This window comes from Polymorphospora rubra (assembly GCF_018324255.1).
Classification (GTDB): Bacteria; Actinomycetota; Actinomycetes; order Mycobacteriales; family Micromonosporaceae; genus Polymorphospora; species Polymorphospora rubra.
On sequence record NZ_AP023359.1, the window covers coordinates 1,930,742 to 1,945,708 of the forward strand.

Here is a 14,967-nt window from a genome sequence, read left to right on the forward strand (position 1 = left end):
GCTCGACCGTCGCGGCGAGCGGCATGCCCGAGCCGGCGGGATTACCAAACGTGAACGCGGTGATCTAACGGTCGCGTTCGGTGGCGCCCGGTCGATAGAGTCAGCCACCGATGGACACTCTGGATCAGATGAACGATCGGCTCCGTCGGATCTTCCGGGGCGAGGAGACGTTCGGCGAGGGAAAGGCAGTCGAGCAGGCCCGGCGCTACCGGCTGACCGAGATGCTCTCGACGACTGTGGCCCGGGCCAGGGAGAACTCGGCCAACGTCGCGGTTCCCACGTTCGACCTGCTCATCAGCCTGTCCGGTTTTTCCCCGGAGACCACCATCTTCGCCTACGAGTTGCTGCGTCCTCGCCGGTTGCTGATCGTCGGCTCGGACCGGACCCGGGACAGTGTGGACACCATCTGGTCCGCCCTGCAGGGCAAGCTGGCGATTTCCGACCTGCAGCACGTCCAATGCGACCCGGTCGACCCGCTGGACATCTATCGGATAGTCCACCGGGCCGTGCCCGGCTCGAACGACAGCGGTAAGCGGCCTCGGGTGATCATCGACATCACCGGTGGCAAGAAGGTGATGAGCGCGAGCGCGGCGTTGGCCGCCGCCCAGCTCGACCTGCCACTCTGCTACATCGACGGCCATTTCGATGTGGAGTTGCGGCAGTCCCGCCCCGGGACCGAGCGACTGGTGATCCTGCCGAACCCCACCGAACTGTTCGGCGAACGGGAGATCAGGGCGGCCGAGAGCGCCTTCCGGCACGGGGCCTACGCCGCCGCGCACGCCCGGTTCGCGGAGATCGCGGAGTCGGTTTTCGAGCCGGCCCGGGCCCGTTTCCTGCGCGACCTCGCCGACCTGTACCAGGCCTGGTGCGATCTGGACTTTGCCGGCCTCCCGGATCGGGTGCGGGTGATGCGTGAGCGGCTACGGGACCCGGGCTACCGGCCGGGTCGGTCCATCGTGGATCGACTGGCCCGGCAGCTCGACTTTCTCGACCGACTGGCCACCGATCAGAGCGGTCCGGCGTTACTGCTCAACTTCTACCTGCTCGGAGAGCACTACTCGAAGCTTGGTCGGCACGACTTCGCGGCCCTGCTCTACTACCGGACCATCGAGAACAGTTTTTCCCTGCGGCTGGCCAGCCGCTATGCCGGGTTTTCGTGCCGTAAGCCGGACTATGCCCTGTTGAGCGACGACCAAGAGGCGCTGGCGGACAAGTTCCAGCGGCTGGCCTCCGAGGTTCACCGCCGTCCGGTCGCCGGGCTGCCGTGGCGGATCGGACTGATGGACGCGGCGATCCTGCTCGTCGCGGTCGACGACCCGATGATGCCGGCCACCCAGATCAAGGATGTGAACGGACTGCGTCATCTCAGCGGGCTCAGCGAGGCCCGGAACCAGTCGGTGCTCGCCCACGGTTCGGTGAGCGTCACCCCCAAGCTGAGCGAGGAGCTGCGCAATCGGGCAGGGGTCAACCTGCGCGGCTACTGGCGGCTCGATCGTACGGATGCGGACGTCGACACCCTGATCAGGACCTTGCAGTTCGTGGTCGAGGTATGACCGACGACCGTGCCGGCCCGCTCCTGGGGGTGCCGTCGGTGTGGATCGACGAGCTGGCCGTCCGGCGGGTGCCGCCGGTCCGCTGTGAGTTGGTGCTCAGCTACTACCACCGGGACGGTCCGACCCTGCCCGCCGACACCACCCTCGCCGATGTCGAGCGGGATCTGACCAACGGTGCCTGGCTGTCTCGGCGGCACTCCGAGGAATGGTTCCGCCTCGGTGGCGACGAGTACGAGATGCGGGTACGGCGCCGGGCGGCGGCCAACAGCGGCGTGATGCTGGCGGTGGTGGGCACGGTCGACCGCCTGGAATCGGTGCCGCCGCGTGAACGCTTCCTGCCACAGGTCCGGTTCGAGTCCGTCAAGCAGGAGCGCCCCTGTGACCTGCACGAGACTCACCAACTGCTCGAGGCCCGCCGGGTGGAATACCAGGGGGAGCGGCGACTGGTCAACCGGCAGTTGCGGCGGACCCGAACCCCGGACTCCCTGGCGACGCACGGTCAACTCCAGGCCGCGGTGCGGCAGGAGTACGGACAACTCGACACGATGCTCCGCCTGCTGCACCAGCGGGCGAACCTGCAGGACGAGGAGGAGATCGAAGGCGTCGTGCTCGGCGACGAGACGGTGGGGGTCGACGAGACGGCGGAGAGCAGCCCTACGGAGAGCCCGGCATCGGGCGCGGCCCTGCCGGTACGGATCGAGACTCTCGGGTCCACCGGATGGTTCGGCAAGCACAATGTCCGCAACGTGACGGTGCGGCTGGGTTCCGACGACGAGTACCGCACCCAGATCCGGCGCGTCGTGGGTCGTACCGTCGAACTGGAGCCCATGCGGGGCTGGGCCGCAGTCCCCGGCGATCAGGTGAGCATCGTCGCGTCGGCCAGGTTCGGAATGAAGCAGAACGCGGAGGCGCTGGCCAGGTTTCTGCGGGGCGAGGTCGTGGGTGACTGGGAGCACCTGGCCACCCTGCTCTGCCGTCCGAAGGACCTGCGGTTGCCCGGCTCGGTCACCATGCCGAAACGGTTCTTCTGCGACAGCGACCCGGAGACGCCGCCCCTCAATCCGGCACAGCGGGCCGCGGTGGCCGGGGCACTCGCGGCACCACACGCCTACCTGATCCAGGGCCCGCCCGGCACCGGCAAGACCAGTGTCATCAGTGAGCTGATCCAGCAACTCGTCGGCCGGGGCGAACGGGTTCTGCTGTTGGCCCCGGCACACGTCGCGGTCGACGAGGCACTGCGCCGCACCGGTGGCAGGCCGGGGGTGTACCCGCTGCGGGTCACCTGGAACGACGACCTGGTCGACGAGTCCCTGCACCCGTACCTGTGGCAGCGCGCCGGGCGGGAACTGGCCCGCCAGGTGATGCGGCCGGCTACGGGTGACGACCCGCGGATCGCCCGGTGGGACCGGGAGCGCGTCGCTCTCGCCGTTGAGCTGGCCGACCTGGACCGCGTTCGAGCCGGCCAGCGGGCCCAGCGGAGCGCGGCGGCGGCCGTGGTGGAGGCGAGCACCGCGGTGAACGCCGTTCGCCGTCGATGGGACGACCGGGAAGCCCGCCTACAGGCGACGATCGATTCCGGCGAGCGACAACTCGACGCGGCGATCGCCGTCCAGGCGAGGGCGTACGCCGCGGCGCGGGAGACCGCGGAGGCGTACGACCGGACGAGCGCGACCCTGCTGCCGGCGGTGCGGACGGTGCTCGCGGCGGTGCACACCGCGCTGCCCGCGGCCCGGGATGTCGTGGCCGCCCGACAGACCGTGGCGGCGGCGCGCACCGAGCTGGACCGGTGGACCGCCGCGGTGGCCGCCACCGACCACGAGATCGCGGCCCGGCAGCCGGCCGCCGAGGCCCACGCCGGCCGAGCGGCAGCGCAGCTCGCCGCGCTCGGTCAACACGCCGCGGGACTGCGACAACGGCTGTGGGCCATCGGTCAGCGGACCCGGTTCCAGCGGATGCTCGACAGCCTCGGGTTCACCGAGGTCGCCGATCTGCGCCGTCAGGCGGCCGAGACCGACGACCAACTGCGACGCTCGCAGGACGCCCAGCGCGCCGCCGGGGCGGAGCTGGCCTACCTCGCCGGGCTGCGGCACCGGCGGGACGAGCAGCGTGTCCGGTGGGATCAGCGGCGGCATGACGTCGTGCAGAGCACGGACCGGCTCGCCGAGCGGGAGGCGGCCTGGCGGATCGCCGTACGGCCACTGGCCGACGCTCTTGCCGGGATGCCCACGAGTGCCGCCTCGGCGGGCACCGGTGTGACCGGGGCCGGCTCGGCTGACCCGCGTCTTCGGATGGACCCGGACCGGGCCGACGCGGGCGAGTGGCTGGTGGTCGGTGAGCACCTGGCCAGCACGCTGTCCACCGTGTTGGCCAGCCCCGACGTCCCACACCAGGTGCCCCGGCGGCCCGAGTTGTCGGTGCTCGACACGGAGCTGAGCCGGCTGGTGCGGATCGCCAGGGAGCGGACGGCGCGTCGCCGCGCCGACCTGCTGGCCGAGGAACAGGTCACCGAACTACGCAGAGCCGTCGAGGTGGCACGTCTCGACCGGAGCGTCGAACTCGGTGACCTGCGGGCCGAGGCAGAGGCGGCCATCGAGCGGCTGGAGCGAAGCCAGACGGCGCAGACGGACGCGAACGCCGTGCTGGACGCCCTGCGGGTGGACCTGCCGGCGCTTGCCAGCCTGACCCCGTCCACGCTCGGGCAGCGCGAGACGGATGCCCGGAAACGACACGACCGGCTGGGGCATTTCCAGGCACTGCGGCGGCGCTGGGTGGAGTTGACCGCCGAGCAGGAGCACGGCGAGGTGCTCGAGGACATTCGCCGGTCGTACGTCCGGGCCACAAACCTGGTCTGCGCGACCACCAAGGGCATCGTCGGCCGGGGCAGCCGGCCGGTCGAGCAGACCGACTTCGACACGCTGATCGTCGACGAGGCCAGCCGGGTGACCGAGAGCGAGTTCCTGATCGGGGCGGTGCGGGCCCGACGCTGGATCCTGGTGGGCGACGAACACCAGTTGCCGCCGTACGTGGAGCCGGAGGACGAGCACCACCTGCACGCGCTCACCGCACTGCACCGTACCGAGCGGGGCGCCGCCGCCGACCTGGACGCAGCCGTGGACGAACTAGCCGAGATTTGGCACGAGGAGGACAAGGAGCAGCACGTCTTCCGGCGGGACAAGGTGCGCGAACTCGCCTCCGAGCTGCGGGACTCCGATGAGTGGGCCGACGCCTACCGGGAGACGTTCGTCGACGCGTACCGCCATTTCAAGCGCGGCCGCGGTGGCGATGTCGCGCTGTTGTCGTCGATGCGTCGGCACCTGGTGCAGAGTCTGTTCCAGCGGGCGGTAGACGGATCGCGGCTGGAGTTGCGTACCGCGCTCATCGAACAGCGGCGGATGGTGCCGGAGCTGGCCCAACTGGTCCGGGAGCCGGTCTACCGGGGAAGGTACGACAGCCCGGCGCCCGACGAACTCGCCAGAATCGGTCTGGCCCCGCTGACCACCAGCACCTTCACCGGTCCGGTGGTGCTGTTGGACACCAGCATGCGACGCGACGCCGTCGACAAACTCTCCGGCAACGGCTTCGTCAACGAGGTCGAGCAGCGGGCGGTGCTCTGGGCCCTGCGCACCTACGACCGGGAACTGCACCAGGCCGGGGTATCGGAAGTGTCGGTCGCGGTGCTCGCCTTCTACCGGGCCCAGGCCACCGCGCTGGCACGTCGCATCGCCCGGGTCGATTTCAAGGTGCTGACCTTCTCGGTGATCGACGTCATCGACCGGATCCAGGGGCAGCAGGCGGACCTGGTGGTCCTGAGCTTCGTTCGGGCCGCGCCGAAGGGGCCGGGCGAGAGGTTCGGGCGGTGGCTACAGGACGTACGGCGGCTCAACGTGGCCTGCACCCGGGCCCGGCGGGCGCTGGTCTTCGTCGGCCACGCCAGTACGCTGCGATCGCTGCGTACCGTGCCTGAGGCGCGAGCCTTCTACCGCAACATGCTGGGGCTCTTCCGGGCAGACCCGGAGACCTACCAGACGATCTGGCGGTTCGAGTGACCGACGCGGCTGACGTGGCGAGCGACGCGGAGCCGACGTACCGGTGGTTGGCTCAGCCGCCCAACCTGCCCCGGTACGGGTACGCGGAGATCACCGAAGCACTGGTCCCGATCCTGACCTGGCCGGCGGTGCCGGTGCTGAAACGGGTGGAGCACGGGCTCTCGGTCGTCGAACGGTTTGTCCTCGAGGCGGCGCTGACGTTGCAGGGTGTGCGGGCCGAGGACATCACCGAGATCACCGGTATCCCGACGGACATCGTCTTCCGGGTGGCCGACCGGCTACGGGCGCTGGGAGCGTTGGACCGGGTCGACGACACGTTCGAGCCGATCGAACCGGTGACGAGGGAAGTGCTGACGAGTCAACGCCTGCCGGAGTACCACCAGGCGAATCTGCGGTTCATGTACCTGGCCGACACCGATGAGCTGATCGCCTACGACAGTGGCCCCGGAACCCCGGATCCGCCCCTGGTGCACCTGGTCCCGGTGGCCTGTCAGGCGCCGGTCCCCGCCGGTCTCGTCGGCCGGTCCCGGGCCACCCTGCTCAACGAGCGCATCGCCGCCGGCCGGGTGGCCGGTCTGCCCGACTGGGTGCACGCGGCGGTGGACGACGACGTCCGGATGCCGGAGACCTCCCCGGCGTACCGGTGTCGCCGCGGCCATCTCAAGAGCGCCGGGAATGGCGCGGCCCTGGTGTTGGAGTTGTACGACGGCGACAATCCCGAGCGCCGGGGGCGGCCGTGCTCGTTCGACGGGGCCGACCGGCTACGGGAGCGCCTGCGCGCGTGCGCCGACGCCCTCGACGGGGCGCTGCGCCCGCTGACGCCGGTCAGCCAGGCCGAGGCGACCGTGCGGGACGACCGCACCGTCCGGTTCTTCACCGTGACGACCGAGGGGGCACGGTACTTCGGTGACCAGGGGCTGCCGATCAGCCGCCCACTCGGGCTGAGCATCCGCTCGACGCAGGCGATCGTGGCCGTACCCGCCCGGCTCGCCCCGGCCGACCCGGCCGCCGCCGGGCTGTTCGCCCTCGACCACGCCGTCCACCACATGCTTGAGACGCCCCTTTCCGAGCTGACACCGCAGACCGCCGCGCAAGCGGTGGCCGGTGCGGTCGAGATCCACCAGCTGCCCGAGACCGCGGTCACGGTCGACGAGCTGCGGTCGGAGCTGTGGCGGCGACGCCACTTCACCCCGTTGTACACGCTGCGAGCCGCCGAGGACTTCGACTATGACTGACGCGCCGGCCGCTCCGGCCGGGCCATCGGCCGACGACGTGATCGACCTCGGCGCGCTGCCGGTGACCGGGGCATACTTCCTGGCCCGCCCCGAGGTTCCCACCCGTACGCCGTTCCTGGCTGCTCCTGGCCCGGCGACCGCTGACGGGACCGACCCGGCGTACCGGCACTGCTGGACGTACGCCGGCGGTGGTTCGACGATCCGGCGGGAACTCGTCGGAATGCTGGACGGAGCCCGGCGAAAGGTCTTCGTCGCGAGCTTCTTCCTCGGCGACGCGGAGGTTCGGGCGGCGCTGTGTCGGGCCGCCGAACGACTCCGCGGCGGCGTGTACGTCATCTCGGCGCTGGACGACCGCAGCCTGAACCGAGCCATCAACGAGGTCGACGACCAACAGCCCGTGGACAAGCAGACCGAACAGAAGAGGTTCGAGGAACTGACCCGCCAGGGAATCTGGGTCCGCGGGTACGAGGGATGCCACGCCAAGTTCGCGGTGGTCGACGATCAGGTGGCGCTGGTCAGCAGCGCCAACCTGACCACTCATGCCCTCGACGTGACCGGCGAGAACGGTGTGGTGGTGCGGGCCGCGGCGGATGTGGCCACGCTCGCCCGGTTGTTCGCCCGACTGTGGCAGGGGGCGAGGTGGGAAATGCCGCCCGGCGACGATCCGGTGGTGTCCGGGCGTACCGCCACCTCCCGGGCGGTCCGGGTCGACGCGCCGAAGCCGGGCGCCACCGGTCCCGTCTGGACCTTCGACGACGAGCACCACATCCAGGAGGCGATCGAGGAGCTGATCGACTCGGCCCGGGAGGAACTGCTGCTGGCCACCTTCAGCCTGGACAGCATGACCGCCAACCCCCGGCTGCTGCTCGACCCGCTGCGGGTGGCGGTCGACCGGGGAGTACGGGTCAGCATGCTGCTGCGCGGTCGGAACAACATGTCCACCCACCGGGCCGACGCCACGGCACTGGCCGAACTGGGGGTCCGGCTGCGGCCCTGCCGACTGAACCATGCGAAAGGCGTGATCGCCGACCGGAAACGAGGTGCGTTGTTCTCCGCCAACTTCGACGCTCGCCACGGACTGACCAACGGCGTCGAGGTCGGCATGCGGCTGGACGGCACCCCGAGCCTGGACGAGGCGATCCGCTACTTCGAGCAGGCCATGCGCGAGTGTGACCTGGAGTTCGTCCGCGAAACGACGGTCCGGGCGCTCACCCGGCTGGCCAGCCCGGTCTGTAAGCCGTGGCCGTTGCCCGAGCGGCTGACCGTGGCCGGCACCGACAGCGACTGGCAGGCAATGCGGCGGGCGACGGCCGACGGCGGGCCCGCGTTGTACTCCGTGGATTCCGATGGTCAGCATTTGATCCAGGTCGGCGTACAACGGTGGACCCTCACCCCGGAAGCCGACGGTGGACACCGGTTGACCCGCGCGACCCGGGAACGTCGGATACCCACGGCCGCGGCCCAACTCGACGACTGGCTCAGTTCCCGGATGTCAAACCGGACCCGGCGCGGCATCTGCCCGGCGACCCTGGTCCGGGCCTAACCGGAGGCCGAAGTGGCCCCGTCGGGCGACAAGGAGGCCGCCCCCCAAGAGCGCCACAGCCAGCTCGGACACGCACCGAGCAGGTTACGAATAGGCACTACGTCGTCAGGTCCGCGCTGGCCCGGACAGTTCCGACATCCTGGAACAGTTTGGCGCCGACCAAGCCACAGCCGGGCCCCGAACGTCGCCCCTACGACTCACGCCCGACCGGTTAGACGCGCGGGACAGCCGCCGGCACCCACAGCACGAACGTGATCGCCTACAGGTGTTATCGACGGGGTTGGGGAGGATTCAAGGCCACATAGATAGACACGAAAGTCCTGAGCAACTTTTCGCTGGTGAGCTTTACAGTGGTGCCCCCGGCAGGATTCGAACCTGCGACACACGGTTTAGGAAACCGTTGCTCTATCCCCTGAGCTACGGGGGCGCGATGATCCAGACTAGCTAGCAGCGGCTGTCAGCGTACCGCAGGGAGCCGCAGGCGCGATCGACGCCGGCACCGCCACCAGCGGATCGCACGACGACCACACGCGCGCGGCCCGGACGGGCGGTCTTCAGCGCCGGGCACGGTCGGTCAGCATCGGCCACGGCCGGTCACCGTCGCCGGAGCACACATCGGGCACGCACGCCAAGGCCATCGACACTCGTTCACGCTGGCCGCTCTCGTCGAGGTGAGGCCCTCCGGATGCGGGGCTATCCCAAGCCGGTGTCTGGCCGCTCGCCGACCAACTCCTCCGCGAGCCCGCAGGGTGGCACGAGTTGAAGCGGCTTTGGTGGGCAGGCAGCGACGCTTCGGCGCGGGCGCGATATCGGCGACATCCGCACACGCCCAGCTCGTCCCACCCTGCGAGCAGGTACACCGGCTGGTCGTGGCCACGACCAGAACGTCGCCCACGACCGACGCGCCGCCACCGATCCAGGCCGCTCGGCCCGTTACATCCCCTACGCTCTTCGCAAACCGATACGCCCTCTTCCGCCGAAATGAGTGTGCAGGAGAGGCGTCATGGAAGCTTCCGGGAGGAGCACAGTAGGGCATACGATCCTTCACGGACTACCCGGAGATCTTCTCAGGAGGCGATATGGCCGCGGTCGCACCGATTCCCTTAGAGCCAGACGTTCTCGCTTATATCCGGGAAGTGTTTGACGTTGCTAACCGGCGCGTTGCTGGCAGGCTTGACCGGATGCCGACAACACACGAGGAAACACTCGACTTTGCACTTATTGACGCCCTAGCCGAAGGTCGGGGACCACACATAACCAAGTCTAGAACTGTTGTCGATATAGATGCCCATTTCGTTGGGGGCGGATGGCACTGGGAGCGATGGGAGATAGCAGACGTCGGCGTAATTGTCAACTTCCGTCGCGCTGGCCAGTTGCTGCGAACAAAGGTAGTTCTGCTCCAAAGTAAACGACTGTATCCACGTGAAGCGGAGTTCACGGAGGACCTCGGTCTGACTCGCCCTGGTGGCTTCGGCTCACTGATGGTGCGCTCTCTGCCAGCCACCTTAGGCGAACGCCTATTCCGATTCGATGACAGTTGTCGATACAGAGCGCTGCAGGTTGGAGATGACCAGTGGAGGGCCATCGCCAACTACGAGTCAGAATTCGGCCTACCTGTGCACTATATGCTCTACCACCCCAGCTCAATGCCAGGTGAGTCAGTCATACCGGTAACCCTTCCAGTTGCGAATTTAACTGGCGATGTTGCTGTCGGTGTCCGCGTGTTGCCGGCCTCACGTATGCGGAGCATGACCGCTGGCCAGGCGCGAAACTATGCACCGTCATACAGCGAGCTGACGGGAGGCGGAGTTTGTCCGGGAGTAGGACTTCCCGCATTCATGGTTGATGAGGTGTTGGGCTGCAGAGCGGGCTATATTACGGAAGAAGGAACTCAGAGTCCTGGGTTGATGCGTGTCTTCAACCAGCGCTCTGCGCCGATTGCCGCCGCCATCCGCATCGACATCAACCTCCCGGAAGAGGGGTAGCGGAAATCTTCTTGAGCCGTTGGGCAAAAATTCGGCACGGAGGAGGCTGCGTTCGGCCTCATCGTCAGCGCTGAAGGCCGGCTTACTCATCCCCCGCCGCCTTGGCGGCGACCGTATCTGCCGCCGCCCCTCACCCCCTGAACCCAGCTCCTTCGCTTGACAAGCATCTGTTACGGATCTGCGTTCCAGCTCGGTAACCCCTCGTTAGTCACGCGCCGAACTGTACTATCGGCGATCAGCGCTTCACCTCGGCGGCTCGATGCCAGCTTGCTGGAGCCGCCAGCGTGCAGCTGCTCGGTGCTGCTCGCTGAATAACGGATCCCACCTCGAGTTGAGGATCTCCCATTCGATCGTCTACTCGGGGCGACCAGCTTGAACGAGCCGACCGAAGCCTGTCTGGATGTCCCCGTTAACGACCAGGCGTCGCGCGGCCTCCGCTGCACCCAGGGCGGCAATCATCCCTTTCCAGGCCGTTGGCCGGTAGGGCGGAGAGAGACGGAGGCATGTCTCGATCGCAGTCTCGCATACCGCCCGAAATTCGGACTCAAGAGTCGCGGGTACCTGGGAATCGTCGTGGTAGTGGTTAGGCACGATTGCGCTCGGCGGGTACCGGGTCGCCGCGCTTTGCGGCTGAACCGGAGTATCGCTGCAAACGGAGAGTCAAGCAAGAGGCGTGAAGGATCGGCGAGCTGACATGGCGCCTATGGTGCGCTCGAAGGGTGCCGACAAGCGCCGAAGTGTGCAGTGATGTCGGCCGGCCAATCCGGCGGGTGCCGTCTACGCCCCACGTCTGGCCGGTGCCGTTCGTGCCGGTGCCGATCAGAGCGCCACGCAACCACGCTGCGGACACCTCGTTGGCTTGTCCCGCCGGTGTTCCTTGACGTGCCGTCTCCACAGGACGATGTCGAGGACCCGCAGGATGCTCACCCTGTCTCCCATGGCCACGGCCTCACGAACTCCGGCGAGGGCTGCCAGCAGTTCGCCGTTGTTCGCGGCGAGCTGGTCGTGCAGCTTCAGCCATACATGCTTCGGCGCTCCGAACTGGCAGCTGACGATCGAGTCGTAGACGGGGATGAGCTTGGGCCGCTTGCGAGCCAGCAGCTTGCCGGCGATCACCCAGCCGATACCGGTCTTCTCGTTCCGATTGTTCAGCAGGTGCCATGCCTGATCGGCGTGTCCACCGTCGGCGACCAGTTCGCGGGTGCCGCGGGTACCCAGCTCGGCATCAGTGGGGATCTCTCGCAACCGTGCGCTGATGTCCCTGCCGAGCTGACCGTCAAGCAGCTCCTTGCCGACGGCGAACGGAACCTGGACGTTGAGGGCCTCCACCGCATAGAGATCGTCCACGGAGATCCTGTCACGGGTCTCGACGCGGTCACCGCCACCCGCGAAGGTCTCGAACCACTGCCCCGTATACGCCCCCGGCGTGAAGTAGGCCCCGAGGTGGCCCACGCCTTCACGACGAACAATGTCGACCAACTTCTCAGGCATTGGCAGATGCTACCGACCACCGGTGGACACCCACATCCGCCGCGAGAAGTACGGCCAGGCCCGATCACCGCCAGGGCCGGCGCCGCTGCTTACGTGGAGGGCCAGGCTCCTTTCACCGCGCGATCTGCCAATCACCCGTGGCACCTCCCACCACCATCTGCGCGGCCGCCCCGAGCTAGTTCCGATCTCTCGCCTGGATCAGACGGTCCAGCTCGGCGGCGACGATCCGAGCTCAGACAGGTTCAGGTGGGCGGCGTTGCCGGGCTACCTCCGGTTCACAGAGAGTCGACGGCTTTCTGGATGGCGGTTTCGGGGCGGAGGCGGAGATGGTCGGCGGGGTACTCAGTGGGGACTCCGCCGAGGTCGAAGGAGATCGCGGTGGCTGGGGCGGGGACGTCGGGGTCGGTGTCGTAGCCGCCGTCGTCGGTGATGTGGACGACGAAGGCGTGGGTGGCGTGGCCTAGGCCGACCTGGACGCCGGGTGGCAGGTCAGTGTCGTCGGCGGGTTCGTCGTAGATGGTGACGACGACGGGTTCGTCTCGTTCGTGGATCTGTCGGAGCAGACGGTCGAGTGCTGTCGGGTCGGTGATGTCGACCTGGTGGGTGTCCCGGTGGTCACCGCGGTCGTAGGCCCAGGTCACCTTCATGCGATCGCCTTTCCGTTTCCGATGTAGGTGCGCCAGTGCCGCACCTGTCCGTCATCGTCGCTGACGTAGACGGTCAGCCGCGAGCCGGCCGGCAGGAGTTGGGGAAGGATTCTCTCGCAGCCGTAGGGCTGATTGTTGGTGAGCACGGCGGCGTCGGTGATGTGGTCTCGGCGCATTCGGGCGGCGAGCTTGGCCTCGAGGTGGTCGGTGGTCGTGGCGATGAGCCGGTAGGCCGGTTTGAGGTCCGCGGCGGCGTCGGGGGTGCGGCTGGATCGCATCGGTATCCGCTCGCCGGCGATGAGCGCGACTCCCGATGTCGGGTCTTTGGGCTGTCGTCTCGGAAGGTCTCGGGCGGCCTGCGCCAGCCAGGACGGCAATTGCTCCGTCGTCGGGCGGGACCCAGTGCCGGGTGCGGGTGATCCCTTGTCGGGTACGCCCCACCCAGGCTCGGTTTCCCGTGCCGCCGATTGTTCTCGCCTCGCTGATCGCGATCTGCGCTCGTTGTCGGGCGGTGGCACCGCGTTGCGCGACGGCGACCAGGGCCTGGTGAACGGCATCGAGTCTGGCCAGCAGGATCCCGGGGTCGCCCCCTTGCAGGACCGCGCCGGTCAACTGCCGGGTTTGGTCGATGCGGCCGATGCAGGCGCGCGCGCCTGCGTGGATGTCGCCAAGTTTCTGGTCGAGCAGGCCGATCGTCGTGATCGTGTCCTGTGGGGTGGGCTGCCGTGAAGCGGCAGCCACCACCGTCGCGGCATCGTCCGCCAGCATGGACAGGCTGCGGACTCCCGCCCGGATCTGACCGATGATGTCGCGGACCATGGCCATGTTCTGGGCGATCGCGGCGAACCCGGATGCCGCGGCTTGCATGGTGATCTGCTGTGCCATGTGATCGGCGGCCGAGGTCTGTCTCTGGGCGAGTTCGGTGCCGGCTCTGATCGCCTCGATCTCCGCCCGAACGGCATCGACCAGCACATCGACTTCCTTCGCTTCATTGTTCGGTTTCAACCATGGCACGAACATGCTGCCGTGGCCTTGTGCCGGAGGCCGGGCGTGGAGGGAGATCGTCGGGCACGGCAGTCGCATCATGCGACGCGGCGTCGGCGTGCTCACGGAACCCGAACCTCTGCTGTCGGATGCGAGCCCGTCGCCGGGCCGGGTCTATGGCGCCACCGGCACGCTGTGCTGGAGGGCGGTGAGCAGTTGGCTGGTGCGACTGTCCGCCTGGACGGCGGCTTGGAGGTGGTCGTGGGCGACGGTGAAGCGCAGGCTGCGGGGGTGTTCGAGGTAGAGGCGGCCGGCGAGGCTCTGGGTGACGGCGACGGGTGGGTAGGGGTCGGGCATGTCGAAGACGGTGAACGGGGTGTCGTACCGGGCGGTGATCTCGTGCCCGTCGGGCAGGACGTTGATGGTGTTGCGGGGATGGCGGGCGAGTTTGTGCAGGTGGTTGATCTGCTGGTCCATCAGGTGGCTGTCGCCGACCTGGTTCCGTAGGGCGGTTTCGGTGATCACGGCGGACAGGCGGTTGGTGCCGTCGCGGAGCGCCTGTTTCCGGGCGTTGAGGGCGGCGACGGCGGCTCGGTGTTCGGGGGTGGGCTGGTGGATGCCCATCTGGGTTTGGATGAGGCGGGCGGCGTACTCGGGGGTTTGGAGGAGGTCAGGAATGCGGGTGGTGGCGTAGTAGCGGATGGCGGTGGCGCGGGTCTCGAGCCATGCGAGGTTGACGTAGGGGCGGTAGGGCAGTTCGTCGCCGAAGTCGACGTCCCAGTGGTCCCCGTGGCGTGCGTCCAGGGCGAGGGAGAGCAGTACGTCGCGTTGCCGGTCGTCGAAGACGTGGTAGAGGTCGAGTAGTGCGGCGACGTCGTCGTACTTGGGCTTGATCTCGCCGCGTTCGAACCGGCCCAGGCTGCTCCAGTCGAGTGGGAGGCGTTCGGCGACCTGCTGCAGGGTGAGCCGGCGGTCGAGGCGTAGCTGGCGGAGTTGTTCGGCGAGCCACTGGCCACGCACGGTCGGGTGGTGGCGTTCCTGGAACGGCATGCGGTTGTTCTCCTGATCGGCCGGCTTTGGTTCGTGGTCGGGTTCGGGGTGGTGCAGGTCGTCGGGGTCGGGCTCCCACGCGTTACGGCGGTCGACCTCGGCGTCGAGGCGCAGCAGCATGCCCCGCCGTTTGGGGTCGGTGACCTGGTAGATGTCGAGCAGGGTCGCGACCCGTCCGGCCAGGAACGGCCACTGACCCCGCTCGAACCGGGCCAGGGCGGAGTGGCCGACTCGCAAGTGCGAGGCGGCGGCCTTGAGGGTGATCCGCCGGTCCCTGCGCAGGCGGCGCATCTGCTCGCCCAGCCACAAGGCACGCAGGCTGGACGGCGACTGCTTGTACGGCATCGTTCAATCGCTTCCAACAGAAGAGGCTTGGATTGGTGTACGTAGGGTGGGATGCCGGACGTCGACACCGTCTAGACGACCGGAATGG

At 68.3% G+C, this 14,967-nt stretch carries 9 protein-coding genes, 1 tRNA gene and 1 pseudogene; 5 read left to right on the forward strand and 6 right to left on the reverse strand.

Annotated features, from left to right (window positions below):
- The first annotated feature begins 128 nt into the window (after positions 1–128).
- From Prubr_RS08795 to Prubr_RS08810, 4 genes are read left to right on the forward strand one after another with little or no spacing between them, the layout of a single operon-like run.
- On the forward strand, positions 129–1,553 hold the full coding sequence (locus tag Prubr_RS08795; protein WP_212823600.1) for a hypothetical protein: 1,425 nt from the start codon (positions 129–131) through the stop codon (positions 1,551–1,553).
- On the forward strand, positions 1,550–5,599 hold the full coding sequence (locus tag Prubr_RS08800) for a DEAD/DEAH box helicase (RefSeq protein ID WP_212823602.1): 4,050 nt from the start codon (positions 1,550–1,552) through the stop codon (positions 5,597–5,599). Before Prubr_RS08795 ends, Prubr_RS08800 begins: the two co-directional genes overlap by 4 nt.
- Positions 5,596–6,834 (forward strand): hypothetical protein, encoded by a 1,239-nt coding sequence (locus Prubr_RS08805; protein ID WP_212823604.1) that lies wholly within the window; start codon positions 5,596–5,598, stop codon positions 6,832–6,834. Before Prubr_RS08800 ends, Prubr_RS08805 begins: the two co-directional genes overlap by 4 nt.
- Positions 6,827–8,377: a phospholipase D-like domain-containing protein gene (locus tag Prubr_RS08810; RefSeq protein ID WP_212823606.1), complete on the forward strand. Its 1,551-nt coding sequence runs from the start codon at positions 6,827–6,829 to the stop codon at positions 8,375–8,377. The genes Prubr_RS08805 and Prubr_RS08810 overlap by 8 nt, the downstream gene beginning before the upstream one ends.
- A 351-nt stretch (positions 8,378–8,728) precedes the next feature.
- Here the strand turns inward: Prubr_RS08810 and Prubr_RS08815 are convergent.
- Positions 8,729–8,804: transfer RNA gene (locus Prubr_RS08815), tRNA-Arg, on the reverse strand.
- 652 nt (positions 8,805–9,456) lie between these two features.
- On the opposite strand from Prubr_RS08815, the gene Prubr_RS08820 reads away from it, so the two are divergent.
- Positions 9,457–10,362, forward strand: coding sequence for a hypothetical protein (locus Prubr_RS08820; RefSeq protein WP_212823609.1), 906 nt, complete (start codon positions 9,457–9,459; stop codon positions 10,360–10,362).
- An 819-nt stretch (positions 10,363–11,181) separates the two neighbouring features.
- On the opposite strand, the gene Prubr_RS08825 is transcribed toward Prubr_RS08820, so the two are convergent.
- The 5 genes and pseudogenes from Prubr_RS08825 to Prubr_RS08845 all read right to left on the reverse strand — a co-directional run bounded on the left by Prubr_RS08825 (position 11,182) and on the right by Prubr_RS08845 (position 14,879).
- A complete protein-coding gene (locus tag Prubr_RS08825; protein WP_212823610.1) occupies positions 11,182–11,853 on the reverse strand; it encodes a DUF6308 family protein in 672 nt (223 codons plus the stop codon).
- Between the two features lie 275 nt (positions 11,854–12,128).
- Positions 12,129–12,500 (reverse strand): Imm1 family immunity protein, encoded by a 372-nt coding sequence (locus tag Prubr_RS08830; protein WP_212823612.1) that lies wholly within the window; start codon positions 12,498–12,500, stop codon positions 12,129–12,131.
- On the reverse strand, positions 12,497–13,057 hold the full coding sequence (locus Prubr_RS08835) for a DddA-like double-stranded DNA deaminase toxin (protein ID WP_246568467.1): 561 nt from the start codon (positions 13,055–13,057) through the stop codon (positions 12,497–12,499). Before Prubr_RS08835 ends, Prubr_RS08830 begins: the two co-directional genes overlap by 4 nt.
- A pseudogene (locus tag Prubr_RS38140) lies at positions 13,023–13,586 on the reverse strand (DUF6244 family protein); the annotation flags it as partial. The gene Prubr_RS08835 and the pseudogene Prubr_RS38140, both read right to left, overlap by 35 nt.
- A 72-nt stretch (positions 13,587–13,658) precedes the next feature.
- Entirely contained in the window at positions 13,659–14,879 is a 1,221-nt protein-coding gene (locus Prubr_RS08845; protein WP_212823618.1) for a DUF5753 domain-containing protein, read from the reverse strand.
- Positions 14,880–14,967 lie beyond the last annotated feature (88 nt).